The sequence below is a fragment of the Streptomyces yamdrokensis genome, from assembly GCF_053890455.1.
The window spans coordinates 4,966,042-4,989,420 of record NZ_CM132679.1; the positions used below are offsets into that span (position 1 = coordinate 4,966,042).

Genomic DNA, 23,379 nt, shown 5'->3' on the forward strand with positions numbered 1-23,379 from the left:
TCCTGCCGCCACGGCCGTCTGCTCCCTTCGACGGCTCAGGCCGCGTCGGGGCGGTGCGCGGTGAAGGCCACCCGGGTGTCGCTGCCGTCGAGGGCGATGTTCAGTGCCGCGTCCAGGGCCTTGGCCGGCCTGGCGAGGAGCGGCAGTGTGGGGACGGTGTCAAAGCCTTCGATCCGGGAGATCTTCGCCTGGGTGAGACCCGCGCGGTCGGCCAGCTCGGTCCGGGTGAGCCCGAGTTCGGCGCGCCGGTCGTACACGGCTTTCGCCAGGGCCATGGAGAGGCGGATCTCGCGGCGCGCCTCGGCCACGTCCTCCGGTTCGGTCGGACCCTCTTCGGGCTTCCGTTCGCGCAGCGTCTTCCAGCGACTGTGGCTCATCGCTCGCCTCTCCTTTCCCGATGACGCGGATGAACTCCTCGTGTGCTGGTCCGTGCTCCGCCTCGCAGGTCTTCTGTGCGGGTTCGGCCCGGGCGGCCTCGGTGTCCTCGCGCGTTCTCGTATCGCGGAAGACGGTCGGCAGGACCGCGGTGCGGTTCGGGGCCGGCCGGTACGTCAGGCGTATGGCAGCACCGTCGAGGGCCGGGCGCAGCTCCCGGACTCCGTCGCCGAGACGGCGGGCACAGGGCTCGCCAAGGGTGCCGGCGTGTTCCGCGAGCAGGCCGACGTATTCGTCGGTCTTGAGGAAGTGTTCGACCGGCAGACATTCCAGCCAGTCCCGCACCTCGGGTTCGAGCTCGATGGCGAAGAGCGCGTCCACGCCACAAAGCCACATGTCGTTTACGACATGTTCGAGGTGGTCCCACGCGGCTTCGTTCGGCACCCCGCTCCTCGGCGCCTGCGTGGCGCCCGGTCCGCGCGTCGCTGTGGGTGCACGCGGACCGGGGCCGTAGGGGGAGAGCCCAGGGTGGGGCTCAGTGGGACGCGAGCTCGCGCGGCGCGAGGGCCGCGGTGTGCGCGTCCATCCGCTCGGCGGCCAGGATGGCGGCCACCGTGTCGGCGCGGGAGGCGGCGACGACCAGGGCGCGGCCCGCGAGGGCGTGCGCCTGTCGGTGCAGGGCGGTGACGCGGGGCGCGCTCCCGCTCGTGGTCGCCGACGCGCGGGCCGGCTCACTTCCTCCCCGCAGGCGGGTCACCTGCTCGACGAGCCGCTCGGCCGCCGTGTCCAGATCGGCCGAGGGTGCCACGGCGCGCAGCTCGTCGGTGACGGCGAGCAGTGCCTCGAGATGGCCCGCGAGCTGGATGTCCAGCTCTTCCTCGCGGGAGCGGCCGGGGAAGTCGTGAGGAGCGCCGGCCATCGTGCGGTGGACCGACTTGGTGCGGATCGGTTCGTACATGGATGGCCTCCTGAGTGCTATCAGGAAACCATCCTAGCTTGGAATTCGTCTAAAGTTGAGCCGTTGACAGAACCGGACGAAGGGGGCACGCAGAGTCAGACCTGGCAGTAACCGTCCAGGAAGCGGGCGATCCGGCCCATCGCGTCCCGCAGGTCGTCGGCCGACGGCAGGGTCACCACCCGGAAGTGGTCGGGCTCCGTCCAGTTGAAGCCCGTGCCGTGCACGACCATGATCTTCTCGCTGCGCAGCAGGTCGAGGACCATCTGCCGGTCGTCCTTGACCTTGAAGACCGCGGGGTCGAGCCGCGGGAAGAGGTAGAGCGCCCCCTTCGGTTTCACGCAGGTCACGCCCGGGATCTGGGTCAGCAGCTCGTAGGCCGTGTCCCGCTGCTCGCGCAGCCGGCCGCCCGGCAGCACCAGGTCGTTGATCGTCTGGCGTCCGCTGAGCGCGGCGACCACGCCGTGCTGGCCCGGCATGTTCGCGCACAGGCGCATGTTCGCCAGGATCGTCAGGCCCTCGATGTAGGAGTCGGCGTGTGCGCGGGGCCCGGAGATCGCCATCCAGCCGACCCGGTATCCGGCCACCCGGTACGCCTTCGACATGCCGTTGAAGGTGAGGGTGAGCAGGTCGGGGGCGATCGAGGCGGTGGGGGTGTGCGTGGCGTCGTCGTAGAGGATCTTGTCGTAGATCTCGTCCGAGCAGACCAGCAGGTTGTGCCGGCGGGCGATGTCGGTCAGGCCCTTGACCATCGCCTCGTCGTAGACCGCGCCGGTCGGGTTGTTCGGGTTGATGATGACGATCGCCTTGGTGCGGTCGGTGACCTTGCGCTCCAGGTCGGCGAGGTCCGGCATCCAGTCGGACTGCTCGTCGCACCGGTAGTGCACCGCCGTACCGCCGGACAGGGAGACGGCCGCCGTCCACAGCGGGTAGTCCGGCGACGGGACGAGCACCTCGTCCCCGTCGTCGAGCAGGGCCTGCATCGCCATCACGATCAGCTCGGAGACGCCGTTGCCGATGAAGACGTGCTCGACGTCGGTCTCTATGCCGAGGGTCTGGTTGTGCATCACGACCGCCCGGCGCGCGGCCAGCAGCCCCTTCGCGTCGCCGTAGCCGTGTGCCGACGACACGTTGCGGAGGACGTCCTCCAGGATCTCGGGCGGGCACTCGAACCCGAACGCGGCCGGGTTGCCGGTGTTGAGCTTGACGATGCGGTGCCCTGCTGCCTCCAGTCGCATCGCCTCCTCGAGCACCGGGCCCCGGATCTCGTAACAGACGTTGGCGAGCTTGGTCGACTGGATCACCTGCATGGTGGGAGCTTACGGCCCGGTAATGCCGTTTGCGGCGTGTTATCCGCCACGTGAGACGTGTCGCTTGGCGTGGAATGTCCGATCGTTTGTGACGGAGCGCGAGGGGAGCGGTCCCGGCCGTGATCGTTGAGGCCGTCGTGGAGGCCGCTCCATCGCCTCCACGCCGGGCCTCCCCCGCGCGGGCGCCTCCTTTGCCGCCCGCGTGGGGGAGGGTGATCCGGGCGGCGGAGCCCGCCGGCCAAAGGGCCGGGGAGTCCGAGGGTCCAAAAGCCCGGAGGCCGGCGAGCGCCTGCACCCTGCCCAAGCCCTGACGGGCCCGTCGCGGGCGGGCGGTTCAGCGGGGCGACCTGCGGACCGCCCGCCCCGCCAGTACGTCGGTGCGCCGCCCGTCCTCGATCACGAACCGCCCGTCGACCAGCACGTACGGGATACCCGTCGGCAGTGTCCGGGGCCGCTCGAAGGTGGAGCCGGCGGCCACCGTCCCCGGGTCGAACAGCACCAGGTCCGCCTTGTGGCCCTCGCGGACCAGTCCGCGGTCCGCGAGCCGCAGCCGCGCGGCCGGCCGGGACGTCAGATGCGCGACGCACTCCTCCAGCGACAGCACACCCAGCTCCCGCACGTACCGCCCGAGGTACTGCGGGAAGGTGCCGTACGCGCGCGGGTGCGGCTTGGCACCCTGGAGGATGCCGTCCGAGCCGCCGGTGTGCACCCGGTGCCGCATGATCTCCCGCACGTTCTCCTCGTGGCCGACGTGCTGGAGGATCGACGGGGCCAGCCTGTCCTCGAGCAGCAGCTCACGGGCGACGGCCCACGGACTCTCGCCGCGCAGCGCGGCCGACTCCTGGACCGTGCGGCCCACGTAATCCGTCAGCGCGGGGTCGCCCACCCCGGAGATCTCGATGGTGTCCCACTCGATCGGCACGCCGTGGCAGCCGTCCGAGCCGGTGACCTCCAGGTGGTGCCGGATCCGCTCGGCCGTCGCGTCGTCCGCGAGCCGCCGGAGGATCTCCCCGGGGCCGCCCTCGCCCGCCCAGCTCGGCAGCACGGCGACCAGCGTGGTGGCGCCCGGCGTGTACGGGTACGTGTCGAGGCTGATGTCGGCCCCGGCGGCGAGCGCGTCGTCGAGGAGTGCCAGCAGCTCGGGTGCCCTGCCCCTGTTCACGCCGAAGTTCATCGTCGCGTGCGCCAGGTGCAGCGGGCAGCCCGCCTGCCGGGCGAGCGTCACCATCTCCTCGTACGCCTCGAGCGCGCCCGCGCCGTAGGAGCGGTGGTGCGGGCAGTAGTAGCCGCCGTGGCGGGCCACCACCCGGCACAGTTCGGTGAGTTCGGCGTCCTTGGCGTACATGCCGGGCGTGTACGTCAGCCCCGACGACATGCCGACCGCGCCCTGCTCCATGCCCTCGGCCACGAGTCGCCGCATCCGGTCCAGCTCCGCGGGAGTGGCCTCCCGGTCCTCCCAGCCGACGACGAGGGCGCGGACCGTGCCCTGCGGGATCAGATAGGCGGCGTTGACGGCGATGCCCCCGTCGAGCCGGTCCAGGTACTCGCCGACCGACCGCCAGTCGAAGTCGACGTCGTCCCCGCCGCCGTTCCACCCGGCGATCGCGCGGCGGACCTCGCCGAGGGTGCGGTCGTCGACCGGCGCGTACGACAGGCCGTCCTGGCCCAGCACCTCGAGGGTGACGCCCTGCGCGGCCTTGGCGCTGTGGTCGGGGTCGCGCAGCAGCGCCAGATCGCTGTGGGCGTGCATGTCGATGAAGCCGGGGGCCAGGACCAGCCCCTCGGCGTCCAGTTCGCGGCGGGCCTTCGGGCGCTGACAGCCCGCTGCCGCCGCCTCCTTCACGATCGAGACGACACGGCCGCCGTCGACCACCACGTCCGCGCGGTACGCGCTGTCGCCGGAGCCGTCCACGACGTCGGCGTCCCGGATGACGAGTTCTTCCACGGCACGGCCTCCTAGAAGAACGTACGGATGTAGTCGACCACCGTGCCGTCCGCCTCCGCCAGGGGGATGAGTACCCACTTGTCGAAGGAGGTGCACGGGTGGGAGAGCCCGACGCCCAGCCAGTCGCCGACCTCCAGGTCGGCCTCTGGAGCGGTGCTCAGCCAGGCGTGCTGGTCGGAGAGGGAGACGACCGAGATCCCGGCCGCCGGGCGTTCCGCGCCGTCCCGGCGGACCACCTGGGCGAACGGCAGGTCGAGGTCGTGGGCCGCGTCCCGCTTGCCCGCGTTGGCGAAGGCCTGGCCGGCGGACGGCCGGGACACGATCTGCGTCCACAGCCGGAACGCCGGCTCCAACGCGCCTTCCTCCGGCACCCGGTTGAACGGCGTCAGCTTGCGGTAGTGCCCGTCGTCGTGCGAGACGTACGCACCCGAGCGCAGCAGCTTCAGCACGGGGAGGGAGAGTTCCGGGATCCCGGCGAAGACGTCGGCGACCGCGTCGAACCAGGCGCTGCCGCCCGCGCTCACCACGACCTCGTCCAGGCCCGCGAACCGCCCCGCCCTGTCGAAGTCCACCGCCAGGGCCACCAGGCGCCGCAGCCACGCCGCCACCCGCTCCGGGTCGGCGCCCGGCACCTCGCCCTCGTACCCGGCGACCCCGACCAGCCGCAGCCCGCGCGCGCCCGCCACCGCGTCGGCGACGGCGGCGCACTCCGCCTCCGTCCGCACCCCGGTCCGCGCACCCTCGCCCCCGGCCAGCTCGACCACGACGTCCACCGGTCGGGCGGACCCGGCGAGGGCCGCGTCCATCAGCTCGACACCGCGCACGGAGTCGACGTAGCAGACGAACCGGAAGCCGGGGTCGGCGTCCAGCTCACCGGAGACCCACCGCAGGGCCGCCGGGTCCACCAGCTCGTTGGCGAGGAACACCCGCCGCACGCCGAACGCCCGCGCCACCCGCACCTGATGCGGCACGGCGAGCGTGATGCCCCAGGCACCGTGCTCGATCTGGCGCCGGAAGAGCTGCGGGGCCATGGACGTCTTGCCGTGCGGGGCGAAGGCGAGGCCGTGCCGGGTCGCGTACGTCTCCATCAGCTTCAGGTTGTGCTCCAGGCGCTCGGCGGACAGCGCGAGCACCGGGGTGGTGAAACCGCCGGTGAACAGGTTCCGGCGCTGGGCGGCCAGCTCGCCGACGGTCAGCCCGTCGGCGTCCGGCGGGAGGCCCTTGAAACGGTGGTCGACGCGTTCCTCCGCGAGGAGCGCGTAGGCGTCGGAGCCGGGGTCCATGGCCATCAGAGCCTCCCTGATCTGGCCTGTTGCAATCTCTGCAACAGTCATTGCGTATGTCGCTTACCGCTGTCTAACATCTCGGCCACGCGGGGTCAACGGAAACGGGCCCCCGCGGCCGACGGACACGATGCGGGCGAACGCCGGACGCCGACGACGACGATCCGGACGCGGGCCGCCCGGACCCCGCCCGACCCGCGAGCGACCCCGCCCGACCCCGCCCACCCGAGGAGCCACCCCACCGTGACCGCCACCGGACACCGCACCGACCCCGACGCCGACGCCGTGGAGACCGTCGACGTCGTCGCGCTGGGCGAGTCCATGGTGACGTTCCTGCCCTCCCGGCCGGGCCGCCTCGCCGACGTGCCCTCCTTCGAGCGGGCCATCGGCGGCGCGGAGTCCAACACCGTCTGCGTCCTCGCGGCGGCCGGCCACTCGGCGCGCTGGATCAGCGCGGTCGGCCGGGACGGCTTCGGCGACCACCTCGTACGGACGATCGGGGAGTACGGCGTCGACGTGTCGTACGTCCGGCGCGATCCGCACCGTCCCACCGGCGTCTACTTCCGCACCGCCGGCGACCGCGCCACCGACGCCCACGAGGTCGCCTACTACCGGGCGGGCTCCGCGGCCTCCGCGATGACCGCCGCCGACGTCGACCTGGAGGCGGTGCGCGCCGGACGCGTCCTGCACCTGTCCGGCATCACGGCCGCGCTCTCCCCCGGCTGCCTGGAACTGATGCGGGAGCTCACCGCCCCCCGCCCCGGCCGCCCGCTCGTCTCCTTCGACGTCAACCACCGGCCGGGCCTGTGGCGCGACGCCCACGGCCCCGAGGTGCTCCTGGAGCTGGCCCGCAGGGCCGACATCGTCTTCGTCGGCGACGACGAGGCCGAGTCCGCCTGGGGCATCAAGGGCGGCCCGTCGCCGATCCGTGAGGCGCTGCCCGAGCCGGAGGTCCTGGTCGTCAAACAGGGCGCGCGGGGAGCCACGGCCTTTTGCCGCACATCCGCGGGCAGTCGTACCGCTGGTGACACCCCCTCCGGGGGAGGCGCCCCGCCGGCGCCGGATCGCGCGGCCCGCCCCCGACCGGCCCCGGCACCGGCCACCTTCGTCCCCGCCCTCGCCGTCGACGTCGTGGCGACGATCGGAGCCGGGGACGCCTTCGCCGCCGGGTTCCTCTCCGCCACCCTGCGCGCCCTGCCCGTACGGGACCGGCTCCGGCACGGCCACCTCACGGCCGCCGCCGCCCTCGCCGTCCCGGGCGACCTCGCCGTGCCCCCCGCCCGGGACCTGGCCGACCGGCTGGCGGCCCTGGACGAGGCCGCGTGGGGGAGACTGCGCCTCGGCCCCGGTTGGACAGAGACCGACACCGCGGACGCGGACGCGTATCCAGACGCGGACGCGGGTGCGGACCGGGCCGAGGAGGAGGTACGTACCCCATGAGCCAGACCGTCGACCGCGCACTGAGCATCCTGCCGCTGCTCGCCGAAGGACCCGCCGACCTCGGGCAGGTCGCCGACCGCCTCGGCGTGCACAAGTCCACCGCCCTGCGGCTGCTGCGCACCCTGCACGAACACGGGCTCGTCTACCGCCAGTCCGACCAGCGCTACCGGCTCGGCGCCCGCCTCTTCGCCCTCGCGCAGGAGGCGATGGAGAACCTCGACGTCCGCGAGATCGCCCACGCCCACCTCGTCCGCCTCAACGAGCAGTGCGGGCACACCGTGCACCTCGCCGTCCACGAGGAGAACGAGGTGCTCTACATCGACAAGGTGGAGAGCCGCTACCCGGTCCGCATGTACTCGCGGATCGGCAAGCCCGTCGCCATCACGGTCGCCGCCGTGGCCAAGCTGCTCCTCGCCGACCTGCCCGAGCACGAGCGCCGCGCCCTCGCGGACGCGCTCGACTACCCCATGTACACGTCCCGTTCGACACCGGGCCCGGCCGCGTTCCTGCGCGAGCTGGAGAAGGTGCGCGAACAGGGCTGGGCCACCGACCTCGGTGGCCACGAGGAGTCCATCAACTGCGTCGCCGCGCCGATCCGCGGCGCCGACGGCCGGGTGGTCGCCGCGATGTCGGTCTCCGCGCCGAACGTCGTCGTCACCGCCGACGAACTCCTCACCCTGCTCCCGCTGGTCCGCCGCACCGCGGCCGCGATCAGCGGCGAGTACTCCGGCCGGACTCCCGCAGAACCCCAGTGACCCCAGTGACCCCAGCGAAGGACCGCCCCGCATGACCGAGAAAGCCGAGAAAGTCGCCCTCACCCCGAACACGCACACCACCCCGCCCGCGAAGTTCTCCCACGGCGTGCGCAAGGGCAACCTGCTCCAGGTCGCCGGGCAGGTCGGGTTCCTCCCCGCCGAGGAGGGCAGGCCGCCCACGCCCGCCGGCCCCACCCTGCGCGAGCAGACCCTCCAGACCCTCGCCAACGTCAAGGCGATCCTCGAAGAGGGCGGCGCGACCTGGGACGACGTGATGATGATCCGCGTCTACCTCACCGACGTGGACCACTTCGCCGAGATGAACGGCATCTACAACGCCTACTTCGAGGAGCAGGGCCTCACCCAGCCGCCCGCCGCGCGCACGACCGTCTACGTCGGTCTGCCCGCGGGACTCCTCATCGAGATCGACGCACTGGCCGTACTGGGCTGACGCGCACTCACCCCTTCCCCCTCCCGGTCACCACCCCGCACCCCGTATGCCACGGCACGGCGTCCGCCACCCCTGTGACGCCGTGCCGCGATCCCCCATGCCCGGCCGCACCCTCCGGGGGCGGCCCCCAGACCTCCGATCTACGCGCTTGACCAGAGGACCCCCGAATGCCCCACCCGTTCCTTTCGCTCGCCGCCGGCACGGCGGCCGAGACGCCCCCGCACACCGGCGGGCTGCTCCTGCTCATCGACGGCACCGCGGGTCTGCTGACCGTCGCCGCCCTCGGTATCGCACTGCTCCTCTTCCTGATCATCAAGGTCAGACTCCAGCCGTTCGTCGCCCTGCTCGCCGTCTCCATAGCCGTCGGCCTGATGGCCGGCCTGTCGGTCACCGAACTCTTCGGCACGGTCCAGCGCTCGGACGCGGTGTCCACCATCGAGTCCGGCATGGGCGGCATCCTCGGCCATGTCGCGATCATCATCGGCCTGGGCACCATGCTCGGCGCGATCCTCGAGGTCAGCGGCGGCGCCGCGGTACTGGCCACGCGGCTGCTCGGCCTGTTCGGCGAGAAGCGGGCCCCGCTCGCCATGGGCCTCACCGGCCTGATCTTCGGCATCCCGGTCTTCTTCGACGTCGGCATCTTCGTCCTCGCGCCGATCGTGTACGCCGCCGCCAAGCGCTCCGGCAAGTCGATCCTGCTCTACTGCCTGCCACTGCTCGCGGGCCTGTCCGTCACCCACGCCTTCCTGCCCCCGCACCCCGGTCCCGTCGCCGCCGCCGGACTGCTCAGTGTCGACCTCGGCTGGGTCATCCTCATGGGCGTCGTCACCGGCCTCCCGGCCGTCGTCGCCGCGTGGGTCTACTCCGCCTGGATCGGCAAGCGGATCTTCGTCGCCGTACCGCAGGACATGGTCGAGGCCGCCGAGGAGTCCCGTCAGGCCGTCCTCGACGAACAGCGCGCCGCCGGCGTCGAGCCGCGCGAGGCGCCCGTGCCGCTCGGCACCGTCCTCGGCATCATCGGCACGCCGCTCATCCTGATCCTCGCCGCGACGTTCTCCTCGATCGCCCTGGACGAGTCCACGCCGCGCTCGGTCGTCGAGTTCTTCGGCCACCCGTTCGTCGCGCTCACCATCGCCCTGTTCCTGGCGTACTACCTGCTCGGCATCCGGCGCGGCTGGTCCCGCAAGTCCCTGGAGACCGTCTCGACGTCCTCGCTGAAGCCGGTCGGCAACATCCTGCTGGTCGTCGGCGCCGGCGGTGTCTTCGGCGCGGTCCTCAAGGGGAGCGGGGTCGCCCAGGCGCTGTCCGACACGTTCAACGGCGTCGGCCTGCCGGTGATCGTCCTGTCGTACCTGATCTCCGTGGTGCTCAGGGTCGCCCAGGGCTCGGCGACGGTGGCGATCGTCACGACGGCGGGCATCGTCGCCCCGCTGCTGTCGGAGGGGGACCATTCGCAGGCGTTCGTGGCGCTGGTCATCATGGCCATCTCCGCGGGCTCCATCTTCGCCTCGCACGTGAACGACGGCGGCTTCTGGATGGTCGCCAAGTACTTCGGCATCAGCGAGCGGGACACGCTGAAGACGTGGACGGTGCTGGAGAGCGTCCTGTCGGTGGCGGGCTTCGTGGTCGCGGCGGCGCTCAGCCTGGTCGTGTGACCTCCGGCGGATCACCGTGCGAATCGGCCGATCATCATCCGATTGGTGCGAACGGTGGGTCGCATGTAGGCGTCTGATAACGAAGTAGGGGCTGGATGTGTCCCACACAGGATTCTCGACCATACTCATCCGGTGTGGAGCAGCGCATAGGTTCGAACAGCCAGCCCCAGCCCCTGGAAGGCGCCGGATTCGACCCGGCCTTCATCCCCGGGCTCACCGCACCCGCGCCCGGCGCGTCCGGCCGCAAGGCGGACGCGAAGGACGTGAAGGGCGAGGAGGAGCCGAAGGACGAGAAGGCGGCGCCGGAGGCGGAGGCCGACACGGCCGGGGAACCGGCGACGGAGTCCAAGGCGGCGACCTCCCTGGAGAAGCCCGCGGCTTCAAAAGCCGCGGAGGCCTCTGCGGCCGCCGAGGTCTCCTCGGCCTCCGGGACGTCCGGGTCCTTTGGGGCGGAGCCCGTCACCGACGGCCCCGTCTTCGAGGCGTCCGACCGCCGCGCCGGGATCGTCGCCGATCACGAAGGCGTACGGCTCCGGCTGGACGACCAGGCGTGCGAGTTCCGCTGGGACGAGATCGGCGCGGTGGAGACGGAGACCGGGCGCTTCGACAAGCGCTACACGGTCACCGTCCACACCACGGAAGGCCGTTGGTACCCGATCGAGATCGAGGCCACGTCCCGCAGCCGCTTCGCCGTATGGGACGCGGAACTGGACGCGGTCCTCGACGCCTACTTCGACGACGGGGCGGCCGGACCCGAGGAGTCCGACGCGGACTCGTCCGACAGGCCCGAGCCGGATGCCGAGACGGACACGGACACGGACACGGACGCGGACGCGGACAAGTCCAAGCCGGACGCCGATCCCGTGGTCTAGGAGCCCCGACGACTCCTGGTGCCGCTAACCGCAGTACTGCGCCGCCTTGCCGATGGAGCGGTACATGCAGTCGGCGTTCTCCAGGAGTTGCAGGACCGCGTCCCGGTTCCGGGACGTCTCCCGCTCGATGACCTCGTCGGGCGGGTAGAAGCCGCCGCCGGACGACGACCTCGGGTACATCTCGTAGGTGTAGCCGAAGATCTTGTGCGTGCCCCACAGGTAGTCGTCGATCGACCCGTCCGTGATGTACAGATCGCTGGACTGCTGGGCCGTGTAGCCGTTGCTCGCGGCCATCTTCTGACCGACCGTCCGGAAGGCGGCGTGGTCGTCGGCCGTCATCCCGGTCGTGGTGTCGGAGTAGGTGTAGCCGAACGGCCACAGCACCAGCTCGCTGTACGTGTGGAAGTCGATGCCGGCCTTGATCTGCTGCACCCCGCCCACGACCCGGCTGCGCACGAAGTCGGCGACGACCTTCACCTCGGGTGCGGACTCGGGAGCCGAACCCCGGTAGGTGTCGGATGACTTGGAGCCGGAGGAACCGCCGCAGCAGCCCCAGCGGTAGTCCCAGTTGCGGTTCAGGTCGGTGCCGACGTACGACGAACCGGAGTTGGGCTGGCGGTTCTTGCGCCATGAACGGTAGGAGCCGGTGGCGATGTCGTACTCGCCGCCGTCCGGGTTGAGGTCCGGGATGATCCAGATCTCGCGGCCGTCGACCATGTTGGTGATCCGGGAGTCGCTGCCGTATCCCGCGCCGAGTTCGCGCAGCAGGTAGAGCGCCATCTCCACCGTGAGGTGCTCACGCGCGTGCTGGTGGTGGGTGAACAGGACCTCGGGCTCGTTCTCGTCCGTCCTCACGTTGTCGCTGATCTTGATGGCGACGATGTCCCGGCCCTGGTAGGACCGGCCGATCACCCGCTTGCTCATGATGTTCGGGTACGCCGACAGCCGCTGGTCGATCTCCGCGTTCATCTCGGCGTAGTTGTGATACCGGGAGTCGGCCGAGGGGAAGTCGAACAGCCGCAGCCCGTCGGCGGCGGACGAGCGGTCGGGAGCGGCACCCAACGGCGTGAGCTCGTACCCCTGTCGGCGCAGGGTGCGGATCTGGTCCGCACGGCCGGAGACGACCACCGTCTCCTCGTCGGCCTCGTCCACGGTGACCCCGGCCTGCTGGATCGCCGTACGGGTCACGGGAGTCGTGTGCTGGTGGATCTCGTACTGGCGGACGTCGTCCGCCGAGGGCGCCGGCCGCTTCGCGCTGTCGGCGTCGGCCTCCGTGGCCGACATCGACACGGGCGCGGCGAGGGTGAGGGCGAGGAGTGCGGCGAGCACGGCGGAGCGTCTGCCGCGTGTGCGAAGTCGCATGAAATCTCCTTGTGGGAGGTGGGGGTTGTCCATGGCGACGTACCTGTGCGGTGTGCGGTGCCGCAATCCTGCGCGTGTGACATGATCAGGTCAAGACCGTCGGTCGGTCGGCCACTCGACCAGGTGTATCCGGTGAAGATCCCCGCACGCCCCCTTGTCCACGGCGTGTTCATGAGCTTTCTTGCCTCCATGGCGGACACCACGGGAAACACCCAGGACACCGGAGCACCACCCCAGACACCCGGCCCCCGGCCCCGCAAGTCCAGTTGGCGCTACATCGGCCCCGGAATCGTCGTCGCCGCGACCGGCGTGGGCGCGGGCGACCTGGTCGCCACCCTCATCGCGGGCAGCAACTTCGGCTACACCCTGCTCTGGGCGGCGGTCGTCGGCTGCCTGGTGAAGATCTCCCTCGCCGAGGCGGCGGGCCGCTGGCATCTGGCCACCGGACGCACCCTGTTCGACGGCTGGGCGAGCCTGGGCCGCTGGACGACGTACTTCTTCGGCGTCTACGTCGTCCTCTGGGGCTTCGTCTACGGCGCGGCGGCGATGTCGTCGAGCGCGCTGCCCCTGCAGGCTCTCTTCCCGGACGTGATGGACCTCGAATGGTGGGGCATCGCCTGCGCCCTGGTGGGTCTGGTCTTCGTCTGGTTCAACCGGTACGCGGTCTTCGAGAAGGTCATGACGGTCCTGGTGGGCGTCATGTTCGTGGTGACCGTCTACCTGGCCGTCAGGGTGGCGCCGAACCTCGGGGACGCCTTCGCCGGACTGCTCCCGGTGCTGCCCGACGCGGACGACTCGGTCCTCTACACCCTGGGCCTGATCGGCGGCGTCGGCGGCACGATCACGCTGGCCGCGTACGGCTACTGGGTCAACGCCAAGGGCTGGACCGACACCGGCTGGATGAAGGTGATGCGCCTGGACAACCGCGTCGCGTACATCACCACCGGCCTCTTCGTCGTCGCGATGCTCCTCGTCGGCGCCGAGCTCCTGCACTCGGCGGGCCTCGCGCTGGAGAAGGGCGACAAGGGACTGGTGCAGCTGGGCGACATCCTGGAGGACAGGTACGGCACCGCGACGGCGAAGTTCTTCCTGATCGGCTTCTTCGCCACGTCGTTCACGTCACTGATCGGCGTGTGGCACGGGGTGAGCCTGATGTTCGCCGACTTCGTGACGCGCGGCCGGAAGAAGGCGAAGGAGTCGACGGGCGAGGCCATCGCGTCCGGCCGGCCGGAGAAGTCCTGGCCGTTCCGCGCCTACCTGCTGTGGCTGACCTTCCCGCCCATGATCCTCCTGTTCGAAGGCCAGCCCTTCCGCCTGATCATCATCTACGGAGTCCTCGGCGCCGCGTTCATGCCCTTCCTCGCCCTGACCCTGCTCCGGCTCCTCAACTCCAGCCGCACCCCGCGCGAATGGCGCAACGGCCCCCTCAGCAACGGCATGCTCGTCACCGCGGGCCTCCTCTTCCTGGTCCTGTGCGTCAAGCAGGTCTGGGACCAGCCGTGGTCGGAGTTCTTCTGACGCCCGGGGCCCGGCCCCGGGCGTCGCAGCCCGGGTCAGGCGTTGCCGTTCAGCACGGCGGCGGTGAGGACGTCGCCGGCGACGCCCCAGCCGCCGTCGGCGACCTCGTCGACGAGGACGACGGTGGTGGGGCGGGCGCGCTCGCCGTAGATCTCCGCGTACAGGCCGGTGGTGCGCTCCACGATCTTCTGCTTGTCCTCGGCGGTGAGGGTGCCGGCGGGCACCTTGAAGTGGGCGAAAGGCACGGGTCTTCTCCTTGGGATCGTCATCGGTGGGTCTGCGGTCTGCGGTCTGCGGTCTGCGGGGTGGGGCGGCAGGCCTGCGGTGCGAAGGTGACGGCGACGGCCGCCTCAGCCCTGCGGCAGCGTCACACCAGGCCGCCGTTGGCCCGCAGGATCTGGCCGTTCACCCAGCGGCCCTCCGGGCCGGCGAGGAAGGCGACCACCCGGGCGATGTCCTCCGGGGTGCCGAGCCGCTCCAGCGCCGGGGCCCTGGCGAGCGCGTCGATCTGCTCGGGAGTCTTGCCCGTGAGGAACAGATCGGTGGCCGTGGGCCCGGGGGCGACCGTGTTCACGGTGACGTCCCGCCCGCGCAGCTCGCGGGCGAGGGTCAGCGTGAGCGCCTCGACGGCGCCCTTGCTCGCCGTGTACGCGCCGTAGGCGGGGAGCTGCGTGCCGACCACGGAGGTCGAGAACCCCACGAACGAGCCGCCCGCGCGCAGCCGCCGCGCGGCCTGCTGGGCGACCACGAAGGCGCCGCGGATGTTGGTGCGGTGCAGGGCGTCGAGCACCGCCAGGTCGAGGTCGGCGATGGGGGAGAGCGCGAGCCGGCCGGCGGCGTTCACGACGACGTCCACGCCGCCGAACTCGCCCTCCGCCCGGTCGAACAGGGCGGCGACCGCGTGCTCGTCCGCCACGTCCGCCCGGACGGAGACCGCCCGCCCGCCGGCCGCGGTGACCGTCTTGACCGTCTCCTCGGCGGCGGCCGTGTCGCCGGCGTAGTTCACCACGACGGCCAGACCGTCCCGGGCGAGCTTCAGGGAGACCGCCCGGCCGATGCCGCGCGATCCGCCGGTCACGACGGCGACCCGGTCGGCCGCCGGTGCGAAAGCAGGGGGATTGTTCGTAGCCATGTCCTCCACGATGCGCGGAGCCGGCCGGCGGAACCAGGGGATCCCATCCCCTGGGCCGGTGACCGGGCCGGGCGCACAATGGACGGCATGGGCTCCGTGAAGTACGCCGAACTGGGGACTTTCCTGCGCTCCCGGCGCGAACGCATCCGCCCCGGCGACGTCGGGCTCCCCTCCGGACCCCGGCGCCGGGTGCCGGGGCTGCGCCGTGACGAGGTCGCCCAGCTCGCCGGAGCCTCGGTGGACTACTACAACGAGCTCGAACGCGGAGCCGGCTCCCAGCCGTCCGAGCAGATGCTCGCCGCGCTGGCGCGGGCACTGCGCCTGACCGCCGACGAGCGCGACTACCTCTACCACCTGGCGGACCGCCCGGTGCCTGTGCGGGACGGCCCCGCCTCGCACGTCCACCCCGGCATGCTCGACCTGCTCGGCCGGATGACGACACCGGCCCAGGTGATCACCGACCTGCACGTCACCCTCGTACAGAACCCCCTCGCCGTGGCACTGCTCGGGGACCAGTCGGGCTTCCGGGGACAGCGGGCCAGCTTCCTGTACCGGTGGTTCACCGACCCCGCCGCCCGGAACCTCTACCCAAAGGCCGATCACGGCCGCCAGTCCCGCTCCTTCGTCGCCGACCTGCGGGCGGCCGCCGCCAGGCGGGACGCGAAGGACGCCGTGGCCGGCTCGCTGATCGGTGCGCTGCTCGACGCGTCCCCCGAGTTCGCCGCCCTGTGGGCCGACCACGACGTCGCCTTCCGGCGGGACGACCGCAAACGCCTCGTCCACCCCGTCCTCGGCCCCATCGAGGTCAACTGCCTGCACCTCTTCAGCGAGGACGGCCGGCAGCGGCTGCTCTGGTTCACCCCGGCGGTCGGCACCGGCAGCGCCGGCCTTCTCGACCTGCTCGCGGTCATCGGCACCCAGGCCGTCGCCGACCCGGCGGGCACCGGCTTCACAGGAGGTGGCCGGCCTTCCCCGCCTTGATGTCGAGGATCACGCACCGCCGCGCGGCCCTGCGCCTCCTGTCCTGCGTCTGCCGCGCCTGTGACGGCACCCGGGGCTTCTGCGAGGCGCGCGAACCGGGCGGCGGCACCCGCATGTGGGCGACGCTGCCCAGTGCGGGCGCGAGGACATACGGCCGCCCCCTGCCGCGATGAGTTCCGGCCGGGACACGGGTCTGTCCTGGTGAGCGTCGTAGGAGTTCGTGCGGCGCCGCCCGGCACGGAAAACCACGGAGGGCACCATGACGACCACACCGAGTGACCCGGCCGCCGCGCGGCCCGGCCGTCCGCCCGTCGTCGACCCGGCGACCTGGCAGACCGCCCGTGACGAGCTTCTGGTCCGCGAGAAGGCCCACACCCGCGAGGGCGACGCCCTCGCCGCGGCCCGTCGCCGACTGCCGATGGTGGAGCTCGACCAGGCGGTCGAGGTCGTCGGACCCGACGGCCCGGTACCGTTCCTGAACCTGTTCCAGGGCCGCGACGAACTCGTGGTCTACAAGCACATGTGGTACGACGGCGCGCCGCACCAGGGGCAGTGCGAGGGCTGCACCAACATGGCCTGGCACCTGAGGGACACCGTCTACCTCGACGCCCGCGGCGTCTCGTTCGCCGTCCTGACCACGGGCCGGTGGGAGGAGGTGGCTTCCTTCGTCGAGTTCATGGGCTACACCCAGCCCTGGTACTCGGTGCGCGACGTGGAGGAGCCGGTCGGCGGCAGCATGGGTTACCTCACCTGCTTCCTGCGCGACGGCGACCGCGCGTTCCTCACCTACTCCACGACGGGCCGCGGCAACGAGCCGGTCAACGGTTCCTTCGGCCTGCTCGACAGGACGCCCTACGGCCGTGGGGAGGCGTGGGAGGACAACCCCGAGGGCCGGCCCGAAGGACGCCAACCGTGCTGGTACTGGCGCACGGACGCGGACGGGAACGCGACCTGGGGCCCGACCAGCCGCCCCGTGCCGCAATGGACCCGCCCCGGCGCGGCCCCCGTGGAGACCCTCGGCCGGCACGGCCACCACCACTGACGCGTTTGTCCGCTGCGCGCGCAGGATCCGGGGCCCGAGCGCGCCGCTCCGCCCACACCACTGTGGGCGGAGCGGCGCGCTCGGGAGGGGAGGAGTCCGGTTACGGCAGGGCGTGGACGTGCGGTCCCACCGCGTTGGACCAGGCGTTGCCGGCGGTGGCGTCCCAGTTGGTGGACCAGGTCATGGCGCCGCGCAGGGCCGGGTAGGTCTTCGACGGCTTGAAGGAACCGCAGTTCGTGGCCCTGGTCAGGCAGTCCAGGGCGTTGTTCACCACGGTCGGGGAGACGTAGCCGCTGCCCGCGCCGCGGGTGGAGGCCGGGAGGCCGAGGCCCACCTGTGACGGGTCGAGGCCGCCTTCCAGCTGGATGCAGGCCAGCGCGGTCAGGAAGTCCACCGAGCCCTGGCTGTAGACCCTGCCGTCGCAGCCCAGCATCGAACCGCTGTTGTAGTACTGCATGTTGACGACCGTGAGGATGTCCTTCACGTTCAGCGCGGTCTGGAAGTAGGAGTTGGACGTGGACTGCATGTCGATGGTCTGCGGAGCCATCGTCAGGATCATGTCCGGGCCCGCCTTCGCGGACAGCGACCGCAGCGCCTGCGTCATGTAGGTCGCGTTGAGGCCGTTCTCCAGGTCGATGTCGACGCCGTCGAAGCCGTACTCCTGCATCACGGCGTACACCGAGTTCGCGAAGTTCGTCGCGGAGGCGGGGTCGTTCACCGACACGGTGCCCAGTTCGCCGCCCACCGAGATGACGACCTTCTTGCCGGCCGCCTGCTTCGCCCGCACGTCCGCCTTGAACTGGTCGACGGTGTAGCCGTTCAGGCCCGCCGAGTCCAGGTTGAAGGTGACCGCGCCCGGCGTGCCCGTCGCGTCGGCGAAGGCGACCGCGATGATGTCGTACTGGGCCGGGACGTCCGAGATGCGCTGCACCGCCGCGCCGTTGTCGAAGTTCTGCCAGTAGCCGGTCACCGCGTGCCTGGGCAGGTCACCACCGCCGCCACCGCCGCCGCCCTCCGTCGTCCGGGCCGTCACCGCCGTCGACTTGGGTGATTCGCCCGCCGCGTTGGTCGCCGCGACCTGGAAGGAGTACGAGGTGGAGGCCGCGAGCCCGGTCACGGTCGCCGACGTGCCCGTCACCGCCGTGATCTTCGTACCGTTCCGGTAGAGGGTGTAACCCGTCGCCCCCGATACGGAGTTCCAGGTCAGGGACGCCGTCGACGCCGTCGTGCCCGAGACGCTCAGACCGCTCGGGGTGCCGGGGACGGTGGGGTCCGGGTCGCCGCCGTCGCCTCCGCCTCCGTCGGGGCCGAAGACCGACAGGTCGTCCGCGTAGTAGGGCTGCTGTCCGTACCAGCCATGGGTGTAGACCGTCACGGACGTGGTCGCGGAGCCGGTGCGGAAGCTCGTCGTCAGCTGCTTCCAGGTGCTGGTGTCCGGGGTCCAGGTGGAGACGTCCGTCGTGCCGGTGCCGGTCACGCCCAGGTAGGCGTACCCGCCCTGCACCCAGGTGCTCAGGGAGTAGGTGGAGTCGGGCCGCACCGCGACGGTCTGCGTGCAGCGGGCGTTGTCCTGGCCGGCCGGGGTGGCCCTGAGCGCGGCCGTGCCGCCGTGCACGGGGGACGAGACGGTCGTGCCGCTGTCCGCCGAGCAGGTCCAGTTGCTCAGGCCCGACTCGAAACCGGCGTTCCTGGCGTTGTTCACGTCCGCCGCGGACGCCTGGCCCGCGCCCGCGAGGGGGAGGGTGAGCGCGAGGGCCGAGACGAGGGCACCCGCCCAGAGGCGGCCCCTGCCGCCGGTCGGCTTTCTGCCTGCGTCTCTGTCTCTGTCTCTGTCTCTGTCTCTGGGTTCGGTCGTGGCTGACGCGCGGTTCACTGAAGCCTCCTGTGGGAGTGGGGGAAGGGGGCCGGGTAAGGGGGTACAGAGCTATGGGGGGTTGGAGCGAGAAGGGAGAGGGGCATGAGCGCGACGGTGGTCGTCGTTGGACCAACAAGGTGGTCCAGACCAATCGGGTTGTCAATGGGTCCAGACCAATCGCAGGGCTCCGGATCGCCTTCACCCGCCCGGCGTTCCCGGCCGCCGGTCACTTCCGCGCCGGGGCTCCGACGTCAAGGCGATGTGCGGAATCTCCACCCCGCGGGTCATGTCGAGACCGGCGAGATGCTCAACGTGCCCCGTTTTGGAGCAACTTGTGCAACGCCAGTTGCTTACGAGCTACACAAACGCTGTTCTCCAGCCACAAGGCCGTGGTTACAGTGCTCGCATAGTCACGCAGCGAAGTCATCAGGGTGCACGGGAGTGACTTCCGGTGGACCGAGGGGCATGGGGAGAACGGGGAGCCGCGCGTGCCAACTGCCATTGCCGTGACCAGTGCCGACCTGGCACTGCCACCGCAGGACGAACGGACCCTGCCCGCCGTGGTCCTGCGGGACATCGCCACCCTGCCGCTCGAACAGGCGCTGACCGAACTCCAGGCGCTCATCGAGCAGCACGGGTACGTCATCGTGGTCTGTTCCAAGGCGACGCCCGTCGCCGTCCTGCGGCGGCTGCACACCCTGCGCTCCCTGCTGGAGAGCGACCGGATCGCCCTCTTCAGCCCCGATCTGCCTCCGCTCGGACTCGCCGCACTCGCCCGCCAGTTGAGGCAGCTCGCCTCCTGCGACCTCAGCCCCGGCGTGCTCGCCTCGGCCGGCCGGCTGCTGGTCCACTACATCCACTCCGGGGCCCTGCTCGGTTCCGTCGCCCGGCTCGACCGGATCCCCGTGAACCTGAAACAGCACGCCAGGTCGTGGGTGCCCGGCAGCCAGTTCGCCGTCCTCGCCCACCCGCAACCGCAACTCGTCCGCCTCGGCCCAAAAGCCGCGCTGGACGGACCGGAGTTCGGCACCTGGATGCTCGTCGCCAAGGGACAGCTCCAGTCCGACTGGGTCACCGGCACCCTGGCACCGTCCTGGAAGGTGCAGGGACTGCGCGAGGCGCCGCTCCCCGCCGAGTCCCCGAGCTGGTGGGGGACCGGCAAGGTCATCGAGTTCTGCACCTATCTTCCCGACCTCTCCGTCCTCTACCAGCTGGTCACGAGCGTGCGGCGCGGCAGCTGCCACTGGTGCGGCATCGATGTCATCGGCGACCGGTGCGTCTTCTGCTCGGCCACGCCACCGTCCGTACCCGCCCAGGACAGCCCCCGCGGCATCGACAGCGGCCGCGGCACCGGCAGCAGAGCCCTCGTCCGCGGCAGCTGAACCGGTACGCCGCCCCGCACCGTCCCGTCCCGCACCGTCCGGCCCCGCACCGTCCCGACCACACACGAAACGCGGTCTCCCATCGTCCCGCTCGGCCCATATCCCCCAATGAGGTTGCACGGTCTATGAACTCCCGTCAGCGCCGCGGCGTGATACTCCTGCTCCTGTCGATCCTGTGCGCCCTCGCCGCGTTCGCCGGCGTGCTCTCCGTCATCAACGACGTGGAGTCCAAGGTCGGTCCCGAGGTCGGCGCGTACCGGCTGAAATCCGATGTGGCGCCCTACACGCCGCTCAGAACGGGCCAGTTCGAGAAGATCGAGATGCCCGAGCGCTGGCTGTCGGCGAACGCGGTCACCGATCTCGGCGACATCCGGGGCAAGATCGCCGTCACCACGCTGCGCGAGGGCTCCCTGCTGCAGAGCGACATGATCGTGAACCAGCCCGCCCTGCAGCCGGGGCAGCAGGAGGTCGCCATCATGATCGACGCGGCCACCGGGGTCGCCGGAAAGATCACGCCGGGCTCGTCGGTCAACGTCTACGCCACCTTCGAGGGGGAGCGCGAGGGCACCCCGGCCCAGTCGAAGATCATCGTGACCAACGCCAGGGTCCTCGACGTCGGCCGGATCACCGCCCTGGAGCCCGACGAGAACGACCGCGGACGGCAGCCCACGGACGCCGTCCCCATCACCTTCGCGCTGTCCGCCATCGACGCCCAGCGCATCACCTACGCCGAGTCCTTCGCCCAGCGGGTCAGGCTCGCGCTCGTCGCCCCCGGCGGCGACACCACGGTTCCCGAGCAGGACCGTACGTACGAACTCGCGAAGGACAAGTGAGAGGCCCGCATGCCCACCAGGATCCTCCCGGCAGTCGGTGACGCGGACGCCGTCCGGTCCATCACCACGCTGCTCAGCCAGCTCCCGGACGCCGAGCCGGTGGCTCCGGTGGTCGACTCCACCCAGCTCGTCGACACCCTCGCGCGCCTGGCCGCCGAGTCGATCGACGAGCTGCCCGAGGTCGTGGTCGTGCACGAGCGGATCGGCCCGGTCCCCGCGCTGGAACTGATCCGCGAAGTGGCCCTGCGCTTCCCCGCCGTCGGCGTCATCCTCGTCACCTCCGACGCCGGCCCCGGCCTCTTCCAGGCCGCGATGGACTACGGCGCCCGCGGCCTGGTCGCCCTGCCGCTCAGCTACGAGGAACTCGCCACCCGGGTCCAGGCCGTCGCCCAGTGGTCCTCCGGCGTACGCCGCCATCTCGGAGCCGGCAGCGACGTGTTCACCGGTGTCGGCGGCACGGTCGTCACCGTCAGCGGAGCCAAGGGCGGCGTGGGCGTGACCCTGACCGCCATTCAACTCGCCCTAGCCGCCCAGGCGTCCGGCCGCAGCACCGCCCTGGTCGACCTGGACCTCCAGAGCGGGGACGTCGCCTCCTTCCTGGACGTCCAGTTCCGGCGGTCCGTCGTGGACCTCGCGACGATCACCGACATCTCCCCGCGCGTCCTGGCCGACGCCGTCTTCCGCCACGACACCGGCCTCACCCTGCTCCTCGCCCCCGCCGAGGGCGAACGCGGCGAGGACGTCACCGACCGCGCCGCCCGCCACATCGTCGGCGCCCTGCGCTCCCGGTACGAGGTCGTGGTCGTCGACACCGGCGCCCAGCTCGTCGGGGCCGGCGCGGCCGCCGTCGAGACCGCCGACACCGCCCTCCTGGTCACCACCCCGGACGTCGTCTCCGTCCGGGGCGCCAAGCGGACGGTACGGATGTGGGACCGGCTCCAGATCCGCAAGGCGGAGGAGACCACGGTCGTCGTCAACCGCCACACCCGGGCTACGGAGATCCAGCCGCCCCTCATCCAGAAGATCACCGGCACCGCGGTCGCGGCCACCGTGATCCCCGCCAACTTCAAGGAACTCCAGTCGGTCGTGGACGCGGGCCGGGTCCACGAGCTGGAGAACAAGAGCGCGGTGAAGCAGGCACTGTGGGCCCTGGCCGGAGAGCTGGGACTGGTCAAGGCCCCCGAGGGCGCCCAGAAGTCCGGCCGGCTGCGGGGAGACCGGCCGCGCGGCGACCGGGGAGCGGTGAGCCTCCGGCGGCGCAAGGACGGAGGGGGGTGACGGTGATGAAGGAGGAGGAGCGGTGCTCCCGCCCGGACCGTGACGGCGCCGGCGACGGTGACCGGGACCGGATCCGGGACCGGGACCGGGACCGGGACCGGGGCCAGGTCACCATCGAGTTCCTCGGCATGATCCCGACGATCCTCGTGACACTCGTGGTGCTGTGGCAACTCGTGCTGCTGGGATACACGTTCACCCTCGCGGGGAATGCTGCGGACGAAGCGGTACGGGCGGCCACCGCCGCGGACCCCGGCGCGCGCCAGGGTGCCTGCGAGGCGGCAGGACTGGACAAGCTGCCCAGTGCCTGGGAGGGAGCGGCGACGGTGACGTGCGCGACCGGGGGCGGCTATGTCACCGCCGACGTGACACTGGGCGTCCCCGTCCTCTTCCCGGGCACCGCCGACTTCCCCTTCGAGGTGAAGGGCCGTGCGGGCGCGGTGGAGGAGGAGGTGGGGGACTAGATGACGTACGGGCACAGGCACGGGCATAGGCACAGGCCCAGGCCCAGGCAGCGGCGGGGCGGACCCGGGAGGCGGGGGGACCGCGGGCAGGTGGCGATCGAGTACCTGGGCTTCCTGCCGGTCCTGATCATCGTCGCCATGGCCGCCGTACAGCTGGGTCTGATCGCGTACACCGCCCAGCAGGCCGGTACCGCCGCCCGCGCGGGGGCCCGCAACGCCTCGCTCGACGGGGCGGCCGGGCCGGCCTGCGCGGTGGCGGTCAGCGGCTGGCTGGCCGGGCGCACCGACTGCGGGGCGTCCGGTGGCGGCGACGAGGTCACCGTCACCGCCACGATCGACATCCCGTCGATCGTGCCGGGATGGGACTTCGGCCAGGCCACGAAGACCGCCACGATGCCCGTCGACCACTGACCGGGCCGGGCCGGACCTGACCTGACCGACCACTCATCCACCCGCCCAACCGCCGACCACCCACCCCCAGGCATCCACCACGT

23 protein-coding genes and 1 pseudogene are annotated in these 23,379 nt (G+C 71.5%); 14 read left to right on the forward strand and 10 right to left on the reverse strand.

What is annotated here, in order from left to right:
* Positions 1–35: 35 nt before the first annotated feature.
* The 6 genes and pseudogenes from ACWZEH_RS22195 to ACWZEH_RS22220 form a co-directional block, all read right to left on the reverse strand.
* Positions 36–377: a helix-turn-helix domain-containing protein gene (locus ACWZEH_RS22195; RefSeq protein WP_456192866.1), complete on the reverse strand. Its 342-nt coding sequence runs from the start codon at positions 375–377 to the stop codon at positions 36–38.
* A gap of 136 nt (positions 378–513) precedes the next feature.
* Positions 514–771: pseudogene (locus tag ACWZEH_RS22200) on the reverse strand (type II toxin-antitoxin system RelE/ParE family toxin); the annotation flags it as partial.
* 139 nt (positions 772–910) lie between these two features.
* The gene (locus ACWZEH_RS22205) at positions 911–1,333 is read right to left on the reverse strand and encodes an SCO4983 family protein (RefSeq protein ID WP_456192867.1); all 423 of its coding nucleotides are present in this window, start codon (positions 1,331–1,333) and stop codon (positions 911–913) included.
* 95 nt (positions 1,334–1,428) lie between these two features.
* Positions 1,429–2,640, reverse strand: coding sequence for a pyridoxal phosphate-dependent aminotransferase (locus ACWZEH_RS22210; protein WP_456192868.1), 1,212 nt, complete (start codon positions 2,638–2,640; stop codon positions 1,429–1,431).
* A 334-nt stretch (positions 2,641–2,974) separates the two neighbouring features.
* A complete protein-coding gene (locus ACWZEH_RS22215; protein WP_456192869.1) occupies positions 2,975–4,585 on the reverse strand; it encodes an N-acyl-D-amino-acid deacylase family protein in 1,611 nt (536 codons plus the stop codon).
* 11 nt (positions 4,586–4,596) lie between these two features.
* Positions 4,597–5,874: an amino acid deaminase gene (locus tag ACWZEH_RS22220; RefSeq protein ID WP_456192870.1), complete on the reverse strand. Its 1,278-nt coding sequence runs from the start codon at positions 5,872–5,874 to the stop codon at positions 4,597–4,599.
* 315 nt (positions 5,875–6,189) lie between these two features.
* Between ACWZEH_RS22220 and ACWZEH_RS22225 the strand changes: the two genes are divergently transcribed.
* The 5 genes from ACWZEH_RS22225 (at position 6,190) to ACWZEH_RS22245 (ending at position 11,041) form a co-directional block, all read left to right on the forward strand.
* On the forward strand, positions 6,190–7,308 hold the full coding sequence (locus ACWZEH_RS22225; protein WP_456199765.1) for a sugar kinase: 1,119 nt from the start codon (positions 6,190–6,192) through the stop codon (positions 7,306–7,308).
* Positions 7,305–8,063, forward strand: coding sequence for an IclR family transcriptional regulator (locus ACWZEH_RS22230; RefSeq protein ID WP_456192871.1), 759 nt, complete (start codon positions 7,305–7,307; stop codon positions 8,061–8,063). The genes ACWZEH_RS22225 and ACWZEH_RS22230 overlap by 4 nt, the downstream gene beginning before the upstream one ends.
* Positions 8,064–8,094: 31 nt before the next feature.
* Positions 8,095–8,514, forward strand: coding sequence for a RidA family protein (locus ACWZEH_RS22235; RefSeq protein WP_456192872.1), 420 nt, complete (start codon positions 8,095–8,097; stop codon positions 8,512–8,514).
* Positions 8,515–8,681: 167 nt separating this feature from the next.
* Positions 8,682–10,169 carry a GntP family permease gene (locus ACWZEH_RS22240; protein ID WP_456192873.1) on the forward strand — a complete coding sequence of 496 codons (1,488 nt, stop codon included), beginning with the start codon at positions 8,682–8,684 and terminating at the stop codon, positions 10,167–10,169.
* Positions 10,170–10,303: 134 nt separating this feature from the next.
* A complete protein-coding gene (locus ACWZEH_RS22245) occupies positions 10,304–11,041 on the forward strand; it encodes a hypothetical protein (RefSeq protein WP_456192875.1) in 738 nt (245 codons plus the stop codon).
* 24 nt (positions 11,042–11,065) lie between these two features.
* On the opposite strand, the gene ACWZEH_RS22250 is transcribed toward ACWZEH_RS22245, so the two are convergent.
* Positions 11,066–12,403, reverse strand: a complete 1,338-nt coding sequence (locus ACWZEH_RS22250; RefSeq protein WP_456192876.1) for a M14 family metallopeptidase — start codon at positions 12,401–12,403, stop codon at positions 11,066–11,068.
* 189 nt (positions 12,404–12,592) lie between these two features.
* On the opposite strand from ACWZEH_RS22250, the gene ACWZEH_RS22255 reads away from it, so the two are divergent.
* On the forward strand, positions 12,593–13,921 hold the full coding sequence (locus ACWZEH_RS22255) for an Nramp family divalent metal transporter (RefSeq protein WP_456199767.1): 1,329 nt from the start codon (positions 12,593–12,595) through the stop codon (positions 13,919–13,921).
* A gap of 35 nt (positions 13,922–13,956) precedes the next feature.
* Here ACWZEH_RS22255 and ACWZEH_RS22260 read toward each other — a convergent pair whose 3' ends face one another.
* A complete protein-coding gene (locus ACWZEH_RS22260; protein ID WP_456192877.1) occupies positions 13,957–14,166 on the reverse strand; it encodes a tautomerase family protein in 210 nt (69 codons plus the stop codon).
* Between the two features lie 122 nt (positions 14,167–14,288).
* The gene (locus ACWZEH_RS22265; RefSeq protein WP_456192878.1) at positions 14,289–15,053 is read right to left on the reverse strand and encodes an SDR family oxidoreductase; all 765 of its coding nucleotides are present in this window, start codon (positions 15,051–15,053) and stop codon (positions 14,289–14,291) included.
* A 78-nt stretch (positions 15,054–15,131) separates the two neighbouring features.
* Between ACWZEH_RS22265 and ACWZEH_RS22270 the strand changes: the two genes are divergently transcribed.
* The 3 genes from ACWZEH_RS22270 to ACWZEH_RS22280 all read left to right on the forward strand — a co-directional run bounded on the left by ACWZEH_RS22270 (position 15,132) and on the right by ACWZEH_RS22280 (position 17,076).
* Entirely contained in the window at positions 15,132–16,034 is a 903-nt protein-coding gene (locus ACWZEH_RS22270; RefSeq protein WP_456192879.1) for a helix-turn-helix transcriptional regulator, read from the forward strand.
* The gene (locus ACWZEH_RS22275) at positions 16,034–16,207 is read left to right on the forward strand and encodes a hypothetical protein (protein ID WP_456192880.1); all 174 of its coding nucleotides are present in this window, start codon (positions 16,034–16,036) and stop codon (positions 16,205–16,207) included. The genes ACWZEH_RS22270 and ACWZEH_RS22275 overlap by 1 nt, the downstream gene beginning before the upstream one ends.
* A gap of 86 nt (positions 16,208–16,293) precedes the next feature.
* A complete protein-coding gene (locus ACWZEH_RS22280; protein WP_456192881.1) occupies positions 16,294–17,076 on the forward strand; it encodes a DUF899 family protein in 783 nt (260 codons plus the stop codon).
* 100 nt (positions 17,077–17,176) lie between these two features.
* Here the strand turns inward: ACWZEH_RS22280 and ACWZEH_RS22285 are convergent, their stop codons facing one another.
* Positions 17,177–18,949, reverse strand: coding sequence for a chitinase (locus ACWZEH_RS22285; RefSeq protein ID WP_456192882.1), 1,773 nt, complete (start codon positions 18,947–18,949; stop codon positions 17,177–17,179).
* A gap of 470 nt (positions 18,950–19,419) precedes the next feature.
* Here ACWZEH_RS22285 and ACWZEH_RS22290 point away from each other — a divergent pair, with 470 nt between their 5' ends.
* From ACWZEH_RS22290 to ACWZEH_RS22310, 5 genes are all read left to right on the forward strand, one after another.
* A complete protein-coding gene (locus tag ACWZEH_RS22290) occupies positions 19,420–20,313 on the forward strand; it encodes a hypothetical protein (protein ID WP_456192883.1) in 894 nt (297 codons plus the stop codon).
* 125 nt (positions 20,314–20,438) lie between these two features.
* A complete protein-coding gene (gene cpaB, locus ACWZEH_RS22295; RefSeq protein WP_456192884.1) occupies positions 20,439–21,146 on the forward strand; it encodes a Flp pilus assembly protein CpaB in 708 nt (235 codons plus the stop codon).
* Between the two features lie 9 nt (positions 21,147–21,155).
* On the forward strand, positions 21,156–22,424 hold the full coding sequence (locus ACWZEH_RS22300) for a CpaE/TadZ family protein (protein WP_456192885.1): 1,269 nt from the start codon (positions 21,156–21,158) through the stop codon (positions 22,422–22,424).
* Positions 22,425–22,552: 128 nt separating this feature from the next.
* Positions 22,553–22,885: a pilus assembly protein gene (locus ACWZEH_RS22305; RefSeq protein WP_456199769.1), complete on the forward strand. Its 333-nt coding sequence runs from the start codon at positions 22,553–22,555 to the stop codon at positions 22,883–22,885.
* 90 nt (positions 22,886–22,975) lie between these two features.
* The gene (locus tag ACWZEH_RS22310; RefSeq protein ID WP_456192886.1) at positions 22,976–23,296 is read left to right on the forward strand and encodes a TadE/TadG family type IV pilus assembly protein; all 321 of its coding nucleotides are present in this window, start codon (positions 22,976–22,978) and stop codon (positions 23,294–23,296) included.
* Positions 23,297–23,379: the final 83 nt, after the last annotated feature.

Excerpts from the sequence above, each read along its gene's own strand:
- ACWZEH_RS22195 (WP_456192866.1), bottom strand. The coding sequence starts at position 377 with ATGAGCCACAGTCGCTGGAAGACGCTGCGCGAACGGAAGCCCGAAGAG.
- ACWZEH_RS22205 (WP_456192867.1), bottom strand. The coding sequence starts at position 1,333 with ATGTACGAACCGATCCGCACCAAGTCGGTCCACCGCACGATGGCCGGC.
- ACWZEH_RS22210 (WP_456192868.1), bottom strand. The coding sequence starts at position 2,640 with ATGCAGGTGATCCAGTCGACCAAGCTCGCCAACGTCTGTTACGAGATC.
- ACWZEH_RS22220 (WP_456192870.1), bottom strand. The coding sequence starts at position 5,874 with ATGGCCATGGACCCCGGCTCCGACGCCTACGCGCTCCTCGCGGAGGAA.
- ACWZEH_RS22225 (WP_456199765.1), top strand. The coding sequence starts at position 6,190 with ATGGTGACGTTCCTGCCCTCCCGGCCGGGCCGCCTCGCCGACGTGCCC.
- ACWZEH_RS22230 (WP_456192871.1), top strand. The coding sequence starts at position 7,305 with ATGAGCCAGACCGTCGACCGCGCACTGAGCATCCTGCCGCTGCTCGCC.
- ACWZEH_RS22235 (WP_456192872.1), top strand. The coding sequence starts at position 8,095 with ATGACCGAGAAAGCCGAGAAAGTCGCCCTCACCCCGAACACGCACACC.
- ACWZEH_RS22240 (WP_456192873.1), top strand. The coding sequence starts at position 8,682 with ATGCCCCACCCGTTCCTTTCGCTCGCCGCCGGCACGGCGGCCGAGACG.
- ACWZEH_RS22250 (WP_456192876.1), bottom strand. The coding sequence starts at position 12,403 with ATGCGACTTCGCACACGCGGCAGACGCTCCGCCGTGCTCGCCGCACTC.
- ACWZEH_RS22255 (WP_456199767.1), top strand. The coding sequence starts at position 12,593 with ATGGCGGACACCACGGGAAACACCCAGGACACCGGAGCACCACCCCAG.
- ACWZEH_RS22265 (WP_456192878.1), bottom strand. The coding sequence starts at position 15,053 with ATGGCTACGAACAATCCCCCTGCTTTCGCACCGGCGGCCGACCGGGTC.
- ACWZEH_RS22270 (WP_456192879.1), top strand. The coding sequence starts at position 15,132 with ATGGACGGCATGGGCTCCGTGAAGTACGCCGAACTGGGGACTTTCCTG.
- ACWZEH_RS22275 (WP_456192880.1), top strand. The coding sequence starts at position 16,034 with ATGTCGAGGATCACGCACCGCCGCGCGGCCCTGCGCCTCCTGTCCTGC.
- ACWZEH_RS22280 (WP_456192881.1), top strand. The coding sequence starts at position 16,294 with ATGACGACCACACCGAGTGACCCGGCCGCCGCGCGGCCCGGCCGTCCG.
- cpaB (WP_456192884.1), top strand. The coding sequence starts at position 20,439 with ATGAACTCCCGTCAGCGCCGCGGCGTGATACTCCTGCTCCTGTCGATC.
- ACWZEH_RS22300 (WP_456192885.1), top strand. The coding sequence starts at position 21,156 with ATGCCCACCAGGATCCTCCCGGCAGTCGGTGACGCGGACGCCGTCCGG.
- ACWZEH_RS22305 (WP_456199769.1), top strand. The coding sequence starts at position 22,553 with ATGATCCCGACGATCCTCGTGACACTCGTGGTGCTGTGGCAACTCGTG.